We start from the raw sequence: 11,464 nt of genomic DNA, 5'->3' as shown, positions 1-11,464 counted from the left end.
CAAAAGCAATTTTCCTGCATTTTCAGCATCAAAAACTTTGTAAAATTCATCAATAATACAAAATAATTCTGTAACTTTGTCCTTGGTAATCTCCATAATGATATCTTTTTATGTTTGTAACTAATTGGATTTCACCTACAAAGATACAAAAATATCGGAGATTACCAACTTTTTTAGGCACTATTTCTTATCCCGAACTGAGGTAGATACTTATCGTAGGATTTCTATTTTATCGCCGAAATCGTGACATCCGAGAAATCGTTCATCAGGTCAAGAATCTCCAGAGTATGGAAATCCTTCTTCGCCTTCACTTCGATATTCGCCTCCAGGAATTCCTCCTTGGATAACCGGCGCTCTTTCAGTTCGTAGGAATGCACCTCCATTCCTTTCTGCTTGATTTGCTTGATGAAATCCTTCACGCTCTCACGAGACGGGGCAGAGAAATTCAGCTCAACGGTAGTGGTTCCCAATGGCGGAATCCAATAGTTCAGCACCTCCAGTCCCAGCAGCACCATCACCGTGGTAAGAGCCGCCGCAACATACATTCCCGTACCGCACGCCAATCCGATGGCCGCCGTCACCCACAAGCCAGCCGCCGTAGTCAATCCTCTCACCACATTCTTTTGGAAAATGATGGTACCGGCGCCCAGGAATCCAATGCCCGAAACCACCTGCGCCGCCACACGCGAGGAATCCTTCAGATCCACTCCGAATCCATACTGCGAAACCACACAGAACAGCGCACTACCCAGGGCCACCAGGAAGTGGGTGCGGAAACCTGCCTCCTTGGCACGGTATTCACGCTCTATTCCTATCGCTCCACCCAGAACCAGCGCAAGCGAGAGGCGGATGGTAAGGTCTATATAGGTTGCATCCATATCATTGTCCTTTCTTTAATTAATCAACAAAAAATCATTTAATTGCAAATATACAACTTTTCTTGGAAAGAAAGGCGAGAATTTCAAAAAAATAATGTATCTTTGCAACTGTTAGTGCCAATTTCGGCAATTTACTCTATTTATTCACAAATACACATTATTTAATAATATATATGGCAACAGTTGACGACAAGAAGATCATCTTCTCAATGGTGGGCGTATCTAAGATTATCCCACAAAACCAGAAACAGATTCTGAAGAACATCTACCTATCGTTCTTCTACGGAGCAAAAATCGGCATCATCGGTTTGAACGGTGCCGGTAAATCTACGTTGATGAAAATCATCGCAGGACTTGAGCAACCTACCCAGGGTGAGGTGGTTTGGAGCCCAGGCTACTCTGTGGGCTACTTGCCTCAGGATCCTCCGCTCGACGAGAACAAGACCGTGAAGGAAAACGTGATGGAGGGTGTGCAGAAAATCTATGATGCACTCGCTGAATACGAGGACATCAACAATAAGTTCGGTCTCGAAGAATATTACGGAGACCCTGATAAAATGGACAAGCTGATGCAGCGCCAGGCTGAGGTGCAGGACATCATCGATGCTACCGATGCCTGGAATATCGACTCCAAGCTGGAGCGTGCGATGGCTGCCCTGCACTGTCCTCCTGGCGATTGGCCTGTTACCAATCTCTCGGGTGGTGAGCGCCGCCGTGTGGCTCTCTGCCGCCTGCTCCTGCAGAAGCCGGATGTGCTCCTGCTCGATGAGCCTACCAACCACCTGGATGCTGAGAGCATCGACTGGCTGGAGCAGCACCTGCAGCAGTATGAGGGTACCGTAATCGCCGTAACCCACGACCGCTACTTCCTCGACGACGTGAGCGAGTGGATTCTTGAATTGGACCGTGGCGAGGGTATTCCATGGAAGGGCAACTACTCTTCTTGGCTCGACCAGAAGACCAAGCGAATGATTCAGGAGGAGAAGACTGCCTCTAAGCGCCGCAAGACATTGGAGCGCGAGTTGGAATGGGTTCGCATGGCGCCTAAGGCACGTCAGGCTAAGGGTAAGGCTCGTCTGAACTCTTACGAGCAGATGCTCAACCAGGAGCAGAAGGAGCGTGAGGAGAAGCTGGAAATCTTCATCCCTAACGGTCCTCGTCTGGGCAACAAGGTTATCGAGGCACAGCATGTAAAGAAGGCGTTCGGCGAGAAGGTGCTCTTCAACGACCTCAACTTCATGCTTCCTCCTAACGGCATCGTAGGTGTGATTGGTCCTAACGGAGCCGGCAAGACTACCCTCTTCCGCCTCATCATGGGCTTGGATCAGGCAGATGGCGGAACATTCGAGGTGGGTGAGACCGTGAAGCTGGCTTATGTGGACCAGCAGCACAAGGACATCGACCCGCAGAAGACCGTTTACGAGGTGATTTCTCAGGGCAACGAGACCTTGCGTCTGGGTGGCAGAGACGTGAACGCACGTGCTTACATCAGCCGTTTCAACTTCTCGGGCACCGACCAGAGCAAGCTCTGCAGCGTTCTCTCAGGTGGTGAGCGCAACCGCTTGCAGTTGGCTTTGGCATTGAAGCAGGAAGGCAACGTATTGCTTCTCGATGAGCCTACCAACGATATCGACGTGAACACACTGCGTGCCTTGGAGGAAGGTTTGGAAGCATTTGCCGGTTGTGCTGTGGTTATCAGTCACGACCGCTGGTTCCTCGACCGAATCTGTACCCACATTCTTGCCTTCGAGGGCAACGGTGAGGTCTTCTTCTTCGAGGGCAGCTATTCGGAATATGAAATCAACAAGGCACGCCGCCTGGGCGATACAGAGATCAAGAAGGGTCGCTATCGCAAGTTGATGGAGGAATAGTCACCTATTCTATATAAATGCAAACGTAAATGCAAATACAAACGTAAATGCAAATGTAAATGCAAACGTAAATATAATTCTACCTTCTGATTTTTCTGAGTTAACGCCCGAAAATAGGAGAAGTAGAGGTTTCATTTTTTCCCTTAAGGATAAATATAAAAATCCTTAAGGGAAAATTTATTTTTCCTTAAGGGGAGAAAAATTTTCCCTTAAGGGCTTTTTAATGTCTTTATTGCTTTGTAAACTAATTATCTTAAAAGTAAGAAAATTACTTCTCTCTTACTTCTCTAACTTTCTTTAACTTCCTCACATACGATAGTTCAGAATAAATTTCAGACCAGTCCCAGGAGTTCTGCAAAATCATCAATGATAAATTCTGCAGAAGCCAACTGCTCTCGGGTTCCGTTTCCATAGGTTACGGCACAGGCCTTGCACCCAGCATGGTGAGCCATATCCACATCGAAGTTCATATCGCCTACAACGAGGGTTTCATCAATAGTTCCTTTCATCTCTCCCAATGCCTTGAAGACCATATCGGGTGCCGGCTTCGCATGCTCCACATCATCGCCTGCCACAATGGAAGAGAAGATATCCTCCAGCTGCAGCTGCTTCACGTATCCATCGAGCGAGCAATGGTTGCGACTGCTAGCCATACCCAGAATATAGCCCCGACGATGCAACTCTCTCAGAGTATCTATCACATGAGGGAAGGGTTGCACAATCATCGTCTTCTTGTTATCCAGAAAAATTTCGCGATAGGTTGCCGCACACGCCAGCCCCTCCTCATCGCTCATTCCGTAGAGCGAGACAAAAGCCTCATCCAATCGAAGACCGATGGTCTTGGCGCAAGCCTCCTCCGATTTCACTTCCAGTTTTCTTGCCCGCATCGTATCCTGCAAAGTCTTCACGATGAGACTCTGCGAATCGCCGATGGTTCCATCAAAATCAAAAATTATATACTTCATTATTTTCTTGTTTAAATTTCGCAAGGTTCGAACAGCACACCCTTTCTGGGCGAGAGTTTTGCAGGAACTTTTGAGCTTTCAACCCATCTTGAAACACATGCGAAAGTTCTGTTGTTTTATTTGTTCTTTATCGCCTTGATGATATTGTTACGAGCTACATCGGGATTCAACGCCTCTTCCAAAAGCATACTATCCGGAGTAACCTGAATAACTCTATCAAAGCCAGCATCCAGCATAGCCTGTCTGTCGCTTACGCCACCTGACACGAGCCACACAAGGGGGAACGAAGATTCCGGGGATTTGAAATCTCCGGCAAGCTGCGAACAGGCAACATGGCTTTTATCCGATTCCTTACACTTCAGAACATGCTCCAGAATCCTTTGCGGCAACTTCCCCATCAAGGTCTGACGGTCGCTATGTCCCTCGCCCGTAATCACGAGATCAGCATCCAGGATGAGCGTATCAAAACCTATCTCATCCAAGAGAAGGTCTGCCCCAGGACGAGCCTCAGCATTGAAATATTGCAGGAAAGCATAGCCCAGTCCTCCAGCCGCACCAGCTCCTGGAATCTTACTCCTATCATATCCGAAATGCTTGGCACTAACCTCGGCAAACTTCCTAGCTCTATCATCCAGCATCTGCACCATCTTAGCGTCAGCTCCCTTCTGAGGCGCAAAAACATAAGCCGCCCCGTTTTCACCACAAAGCGGATTGGTAACATCCGAAGCCAGCACGAAGCTGCATTCCTGTCGGATTTTCTTCCATTCATCGCCCATTGCCTTGAGCATTCCGATGCCGCAATCGGATGTGGCACTTCCGCCCAATCCCACGATGAAATGGCGCACACCACGGTGCCAGGCATTCATAATCATCTCGCCCACACCCCAGGAAGTAGCCTTCATCGGGTTGCGCTGTTCGGGCTCAATCAGAGCCAGTCCAGCGGTCTGCGCAATCTCGATAATCGCCGTATCATCCACGATTCCGTATTCCGCCTCAATCCATCGCATCAGCGCATCATGGGCATGAATCCTCACCCGCTCTCCCTTCATCGCCGAGAGAAAAGCATCGAGCATTCCCTCTCCCCCATCACTCATTTCCAGAGTAATGATTTCGGGAGAAGCATCTTCTGAATGCAAATTCTTCTTTTCGGGAGAAGCATCATCCGCATTCCATACCTTTAATCCCGAAGCAATCGCCTCATTCACCTCTCTGCTCGTAAGGCAACCCTTATAAGAGTCGCAAGCTATTATTATCTTCTTATATCCAGCCCCATCCATCAGTCTGAGGCCATCATTTTTCCTATCCATATCCTATTTATATTATATCATTCCAAGAATCATCGCCTATCAAGCGATTCCCCTTTCAGCCCGCAAAATTAGCCATTATTCCTGAAACCACAAACCTTTTTGGGAAAAACTTTCAAAAACAGATGCTTCTGATAAGAGCTGATAGAAAAAAGAGGTTAAAATATTTGGCTATTAAAAAGATTCCTCGTATTTTTGCAGTAGATTTTTCAAAGGTTTTCTAAAGGTTAAAGGCTTATGTGCAAATATGAAGAAATAGAAGGTTGGCGACTCTCGAATGGCAAGACGATTCGGGAAATCAACAATGCCGTACACGATGAGGTGGAACGAATCTACCTGGAAGCGTGGGCGAAAGGTTTTTCCGTGCCGTATTTTGAGGGGAAAAAAGTTTTTCTAGCTAATCCTGACGGAAGTGATGATGAAGTGACTTTTGATGTAAATACTAGAAAATATACTGTTATCCAGCAAGTAGCAGCTCCAGGAAAGGGGAAAATGAGCTACTTGCTCCATGCATAATCCTCAAAAAAATTGCAACTATGACACGACGACTAGAATTCACCATTATTGCAGGGCCAAACGGAGCAGGAAAAAGCAAACTTGGCCCATTCTATTCAAGTGTAAAAGCATTTGATGGAGATCAACTTGCCATGAAACTTCGTAAGGAACATCCAGACTGGAAAGATTCGTGGGTAGAAGGAACCGTTATCTCCACACTAATGAAAGAGAAAGACGAAGCTATCCTATTAAAGAAAAATTATGCCTTTGAAACTAATTTCTCCTCAGATTTACCTGTCAATCTTATCAAAGATTTCAAAAATGCAAACTATAAGATTTGTTTGATATATTTCGGTCTATCTCATATTATCGACTCCTCCACTCGTGTTGACCAACGCCATATATTGGGCGGTCATAATGTAAACCAAGACGTGATAGAATATAACTTCACGGAAGGCATCAAACGAGTAAGAGCCTCTCTACCACTTTTTGAAAACATTCTTTTCATTGATGGCACTTCCGATTTTGGCGACATTGTTGCCATTCACATCGAGAAATCAGGCAAGCATCAGATAACAGATCACCCAGCCGAGTGGTTCGACAAATACTTCAAAGAAGCATTCGATGCGCTTGTTGATGGATAGGAAGAATAGTTCTTTTACAAGATTCTAGCAAATCATTTTATACCCAATTCCCCTCACATTGATGATTCTGATATTTTCATCGGCAGATAACTTGTGGCGGAGCTTGGTGATGAAAACATGGAGACTGCGGGAATTGAAGAAGCTGTCATCGCCCCAGAGTTGCAGGAGAATATCCTTGCTCTCTACCACATTGTTCTTGCTCTCCACAAGCATGCGAAGGATTTCTGATTCACGATGTGACAGTTCTGTATCTTTACCATCCAACTGCAGAATTTGACTGGTAACATTCAGGCGATAACGACCGATGGAGAGCCATTGATCAGCAGCATTCGGATTATCAGGAGAAACATTCCCCCCTTCCTGTTCTTCAGAAGAAATATTTCCTGCAGAAGCCCGATGACAAAGCGACTTGATACGGACAATGAGCTCCTGGATGGCAAACGGCTTCTTCAGATAATCATTGCCACCCAATTCAAATCCCTCTACCACATCATTCACCGCCGAACGAGCCGTGAGGAAAAGCACAGGAGTACGGGAATCCGTCTTGCGGATACGGCGCACCATCTCGAAACCATCCATTTTGGGCATCATCACATCCGCAACCAGCACATCAGGCTTCTGTTCTGCAAACATACGAAGCCCCTCTTCGCCATCATGCGCCGTGCGCATCTCGAAGCCCTGCGCCTCCAAGGTGTCGCTCAGAATCATCGCCAAGGATGTTTCGTCTTCTACCAGTAATACTTTTATCTTATTCATTGCTTCTTTTTACCTTTTTACTTTTTTGCCTTTAAGGAAATACAGGGTGAAGCAGCTTCCTTTTCCCGGCTCGCTTTCTACGGAAACAGAACCGCCCATTTTATCCATCAGGCTCTTGACATAGAAAAGCCCGAGACCATAGCCCTTGACCGTATATTTATTGCCATCCGTCACCCGATAGAACTTGTCGAAAATATATGGCAATTTATCGTGGGCAATACCGATTCCATTATCAGATACGGAAACCAGCACTTCATCCTCGGCTTTTTGGCAAGCCTTGATTTCTATCTTCACGCTATCTTCAGAATACTTGATAGCATTGTCTATGAGATTGCTCACGATGTTTGAGAAATGCATCCGGTCGGCATGAACCACCAGATTTTCCGGTTCTACGGACAATGAAATACTCACCTTTTTATCCGTTCTTTCTCCTGATTTCACTTTCAGCTGATGCTGGGAGATTAATGGTTCAATCACCTCCTTCATTGGAACTTCCACGATATTGAGAAGCATCGATTTCCGTCGTTCCATACTCATCGACAGAATCTGTTCCACCAATCCGCTGAGCGTCTGCAACTGCTCCTGGGCGATGGTGAGATACTTGCGCGCCTTATCAGGATGCTGGAGCATTCCGTAGTTCAGCAGGGAGTCGGTGGCAGCATAGGCTACGGCTATCGGAGTCTTCAATTCGTGCGTGATATTATTGGTAAAATCACTCTTCATCTCATCAAGCGTCTTCTGCTTGAGCATCGTATGAATCAGGAACCAGAAGACGAAAGCCAGGATAAGCATGATGAAGAGCGATGTGGCAAGGATGCCTGCCATCTGGCTGAGCACAGTCATCGTAAGCGGCTCTAGGGTGAGGACATATTTCTCCTCATTCGCCTCCCCCTCATTACAAACCACATATTGGTATTGCTTGGCATTGGCGGAAGGCACAAACCCCTTCGTCGTCACTTTCGCCAAAACCTTCTTTCCTGCAAAAAGCTGAATCTGATGCGGAAGTGGATGAGCATTATTGCCCACCAACAAACTGTCTGAAAGCATCTTGGCAACCCATGCACTGTCATAGTCATTGATGTCAGGTTTGGCAATTTCATTCAATTTGCCAAACAGCGCTTGTTGCACCATAGTTGCCAGCTTGCCCGACATCATCATCATCAATTCCTGGTCCTTGTCATCTTCACTACGCTTCTCTTGCTTGGTAAAAGTTGTTTGAACAGACTGAACGATTTTTCCTCCACGAACCTTTTTCACCTTTACCTTTTGATCTATATCATCGTCTTCATCCATAGAAAAGGCAACAGCACCCGTCAGTTGTCTATGAGGTCCTTTATCATCATTGCGCAATCGTATGATTCGCTTCTTCATCTCCATGAAGTGAGCGTACTCCATTCCACCCTTGATTTTCGCTTCAACCTCTTTTTCCTGAGACTGATAAAGACCCACGAGCAATAGGCCTGATATGCGAAGATGCAGACCAGAGCCGTGATGACGAGCGTAACTATGTATTTAAGATGTAACTTCATTCTTTCCTTTATTAAAGATTTTTCCAGATGAATTAAATACTCATTTTCTGAAAATCGGATAAACCTCCGTGGTATTCTTCCATCCCCATTTACCATTCTTTTGTGGCGCAAACTCTCGTCCCATCTTGGCTCCTATCCCCCAATGTTGATTGAACATCACTTCCATGAAGCCACCATAGCTGCTCTTGGGATTGAAAGGAGACATGATGACGCTTCGAGGGTCAGAGGTTTTCGTTGGAACATATTGTCCATAGAATCCCACTGTGAGCCAGTCGTTTACTTGATAAGCCATTCGTCCACCAAAAGAAGCTTTGGTGAGATTGCCAAATCCATATACTCCCGTGTTTATCTTTTCTATCCCGACATAAGGAGAAAAAACAAAACGCCCGAAGTTTTGTTGATAAACAACCCCTGCAGTCTGCCTATTCATCAGTCCTGGGACTTCAATACCCGAAGAATATACCGCCATCGTACCCAAATTCGGGAAAGGAAGAGAAATATGAGGTATTGCATTCGGCGCAATCTCCAAAGGTTTTCCTTCTTCCGACATCCAAGGTGCATTCGATTCAGAGTAATAAGATTTGCCTTGAAGTACAGGAAATCCACCGAGCGAAGGACGAGAATATTCCAACGACATACCTTCCTTAGGTAAAGATGCCTTCGGAATGGAATCCAAAGAAACACTCTTCACTTCCTGTGCTTGCATTACCAATGTACAAAAGCAAGCCACAACTGCCAATATGAATATTCTTCGTTTCTCTTTCATGCTTGCAAAAGTAATAAAAAAGAAGATAAGTAAGATACTTTTCAGGAAATTATTTCTGATTTGATAAGACTAAATAACACTTCTGATAAGACTTGATAATCAAAATCCCTTGCTGACACGAGATTTTTACAGTACTTTTGCAACCGAAATCGGGAGTTTTTTTCCGAAAGAACGATAAAAAGATAAGAAGAATATGAAAAGATTGGCTATATTAAGCGCTTGCCTGGCCATTAGTCTTGCCGGCTGGGCACAAGGAAACAGAAATGATTCCCTGAGAATGGACAGCATCATCCATTCCCTCCCCGATGTGATGGTAAAAGGCAAACGACCTATCGTAAAGGTGAAAGGAGCAGCATTGACCTATGACCTGCCTCAACTCATCAAAAACCATCCGGTGGATAATGCCTATGAAGCCATCAAGCAACTGCCTGGCGTGAGCGAACAGGATGAAGCCTTGACCCTCAACGCCCAATCCGTAACCGTGATGATAGACGGCAAGGCTACCACCATGACGAGCGAGCAGCTCTATTCGCTTCTGAAAACGATTCCTACCAGCCGCATCGCCAACGCTGAAGTCATCTATTCAGCCCCAGCCCGCTATCAGGTAAAGGGACAGGTCATCAACCTCCTGCTGAAGCACAACACAGGCTTTCACTCCCTGCAAGGCGAGCTCTTCGGCGGCTACACCCACCAGAACCGCAACAGTTACACAGAGCGCGCCTCCTTGCTCTTCACCAACAAGAAATGGGAAATAGACATGCTCTATTCTTTCGGTCATGGCAAGAGATATTATTACTATGAAAATGAGTTTGCCCACACCTTGACTGATGGCACTTCCTATGCCTTCTCTACACATAGCGACAATATCAAACGCCATCTCAACCACAACATCCGACTGGGCATCAACTATCATCTGGCGAAAAATCATCAGCTCAGCTTTGCCTACACCTCACAACTCAATAACACGAGAGGAACGTCAGAGGATGATGGCGATTTCACATCCCTTCTCAGAATCCATGCCAAGAGTCAGTTTCACAACTTCCGCCTGGATTACTCCACACCATTCGGTTTCTCGGCTGGAGCAGAATACACCTATTATAATTCACCGGATGAACAATGGCTAAAAAGCAGTCTCTACGATGAGATTTACGACATCACAAGCCAGCAGCGAATCGACAAATGGCACGCTTACCTCAAGCAGGAGCACGACTTAGGAAAAGACTGGGACTTGAACTACGGCATCAATTACACCACATCAAGAGACAAGAGTTCGCAGGAAAACAACAACAAGTCTTCTTATGGCAACACCATTCAAAACGAAGATCAAATGTGTTTCTACATCGGAGCCAGCAAGTCATTCGGACAAAAACTCACGATGGAAGCATCGCTCATGGAAGAATATTACCACACCCCAATCTGGATGAGTGGAACCTCTTCCCTACACTCTCCATCACCTATCTTCCAAAAGCTGGACACATCATCCAATTCGACTTGGATTGCGACAGAGACTACCCTACCTATTGGTCGGTGAAGGACTTCACCACCTATAATGCGGGCGGATATGGAAAGATTGTTGGAAACCCGACGTTGAAGCCATCACGAGACCTCAGCCTCTCGCTTACCTATATTCTGCACAGCAGATACGTGGCAAGTCTCTTCTTCAACAACTCGAAAGATGAATTTCGTCAGCTTCCTTACCAGAGCGACGAGAAGAAGGAGATGGAATACAAGCATGTCAACTTCGACTATGTAAACCAGGTAGGCTTGATGCTCACAACCCCAATCAACATAGGCAACTGGTGGCAGAATCGCCTTACTTTCACTGGCGTATATCAGAACGACAAGAATTCCCACTTCTATGATCTTCCATTCGACCGCAGCAAATGGTTCTGTCAAGCCCAGTGGAACGGTACTTTTCTTTTTGGCAAGCATGTGCTTCTCAACCTCGATGCTTCCGTCCGTACCGACGCCATCCAAGGAATCATTGACATCCCAGCCTCAGGCTATCTCAACGCTGCCCTCACCTGGAAGCCTCTCAAGGACGATAAACTCCAGCTGAAAGCCTACTGCAACGACATCTTCGAGACAGGCGACAACCATCTGCACGACACCTACAGAGGTCAGCACGTCATCAACAATATGTACTTTGGCAGAATCTTCAGCCTCTCCCTCACTTATCGTTTTGGAGGCTACAAGGCCAAGCAACATGAAGAAGTAGATACTTCTAGATTCGGGAAATAAAAGAAGAAAAGCTCG

The 11,464-nt window shown here is 46.1% G+C and carries 11 protein-coding genes and 1 pseudogene; 5 read left to right on the top strand and 7 right to left on the bottom strand.

Features of this window, described 5'->3' with window-relative positions:
• Together DW830_RS17120 and DW830_RS10650 are read right to left on the bottom strand one after the other, a co-directional pair.
• Positions 1 to 96: pseudogene (locus DW830_RS17120) on the bottom strand (IS982 family transposase); the annotation flags it as partial.
• 128 nt (positions 97 to 224) lie between these two features.
• Positions 225 to 878 (bottom strand): MgtC/SapB family protein, encoded by a 654-nt coding sequence (locus DW830_RS10650; RefSeq protein ID WP_119249872.1) that lies wholly within the window; start codon positions 876 to 878, stop codon positions 225 to 227.
• Between the two features lie 173 nt (positions 879 to 1,051).
• Between DW830_RS10650 and ettA the strand changes: the two genes are divergently transcribed.
• Positions 1,052 to 2,749, top strand: a complete 1,698-nt coding sequence (gene ettA / locus DW830_RS10645; protein WP_006847047.1) for an energy-dependent translational throttle protein EttA — start codon at positions 1,052 to 1,054, stop codon at positions 2,747 to 2,749.
• A 332-nt stretch (positions 2,750 to 3,081) separates the two neighbouring features.
• Here ettA and DW830_RS10640 read toward each other — a convergent pair whose 3' ends face one another.
• On the bottom strand, positions 3,082 to 3,714 hold the full coding sequence (locus DW830_RS10640; RefSeq protein ID WP_119249871.1) for an HAD family hydrolase: 633 nt from the start codon (positions 3,712 to 3,714) through the stop codon (positions 3,082 to 3,084).
• Positions 3,715 to 3,830: 116 nt separating this feature from the next.
• Entirely contained in the window at positions 3,831 to 5,021 is a 1,191-nt protein-coding gene (locus DW830_RS10635) for a glycerate kinase (RefSeq protein ID WP_119249870.1), read from the bottom strand.
• 234 nt (positions 5,022 to 5,255) lie between these two features.
• Here DW830_RS10635 and DW830_RS10630 point away from each other — a divergent pair, with 234 nt between their 5' ends.
• Together DW830_RS10630 and DW830_RS10625 are read left to right on the top strand one after the other, a co-directional pair.
• The gene (locus tag DW830_RS10630; protein WP_119249869.1) at positions 5,256 to 5,534 is read left to right on the top strand and encodes a xenobiotic reductase B; all 279 of its coding nucleotides are present in this window, start codon (positions 5,256 to 5,258) and stop codon (positions 5,532 to 5,534) included.
• Positions 5,535 to 5,554: 20 nt separating this feature from the next.
• Positions 5,555 to 6,157 (top strand): hypothetical protein, encoded by a 603-nt coding sequence (locus DW830_RS10625; RefSeq protein ID WP_119249868.1) that lies wholly within the window; start codon positions 5,555 to 5,557, stop codon positions 6,155 to 6,157.
• A gap of 24 nt (positions 6,158 to 6,181) precedes the next feature.
• Here DW830_RS10625 and DW830_RS10620 read toward each other — a convergent pair whose 3' ends face one another.
• From DW830_RS10620 to DW830_RS10610, 3 genes are all read right to left on the bottom strand, one after another.
• Positions 6,182 to 6,913, bottom strand: a complete 732-nt coding sequence (locus DW830_RS10620) for a response regulator transcription factor (RefSeq protein WP_119249867.1) — start codon at positions 6,911 to 6,913, stop codon at positions 6,182 to 6,184.
• Positions 6,914 to 6,922: 9 nt separating this feature from the next.
• Entirely contained in the window at positions 6,923 to 8,362 is a 1,440-nt protein-coding gene (locus DW830_RS10615) for a sensor histidine kinase (protein ID WP_147487253.1), read from the bottom strand.
• Positions 8,363 to 8,482: 120 nt separating this feature from the next.
• The gene (locus DW830_RS10610) at positions 8,483 to 9,208 is read right to left on the bottom strand and encodes a hypothetical protein (RefSeq protein WP_119249865.1); all 726 of its coding nucleotides are present in this window, start codon (positions 9,206 to 9,208) and stop codon (positions 8,483 to 8,485) included.
• A gap of 193 nt (positions 9,209 to 9,401) precedes the next feature.
• Between DW830_RS10610 and DW830_RS16605 the strand changes: the two genes are divergently transcribed.
• Positions 9,402 to 10,739, top strand: a complete 1,338-nt coding sequence (locus DW830_RS16605; protein ID WP_233544484.1) for a hypothetical protein — start codon at positions 9,402 to 9,404, stop codon at positions 10,737 to 10,739.
• Entirely contained in the window at positions 10,625 to 11,449 is an 825-nt protein-coding gene (locus tag DW830_RS10595; RefSeq protein ID WP_233544485.1) for an outer membrane beta-barrel protein, read from the top strand. The genes DW830_RS16605 and DW830_RS10595 overlap by 115 nt, the downstream gene beginning before the upstream one ends.
• Positions 11,450 to 11,464 lie beyond the last annotated feature (15 nt).

The sequence above is a fragment of the Prevotella sp. AM34-19LB genome, assembly GCF_003468525.1.
In the GTDB taxonomy this organism is placed as follows: domain Bacteria; phylum Bacteroidota; class Bacteroidia; order Bacteroidales; family Bacteroidaceae; genus Prevotella.
This window is presented reverse-complemented; position numbering and strand designations above follow the sequence as displayed.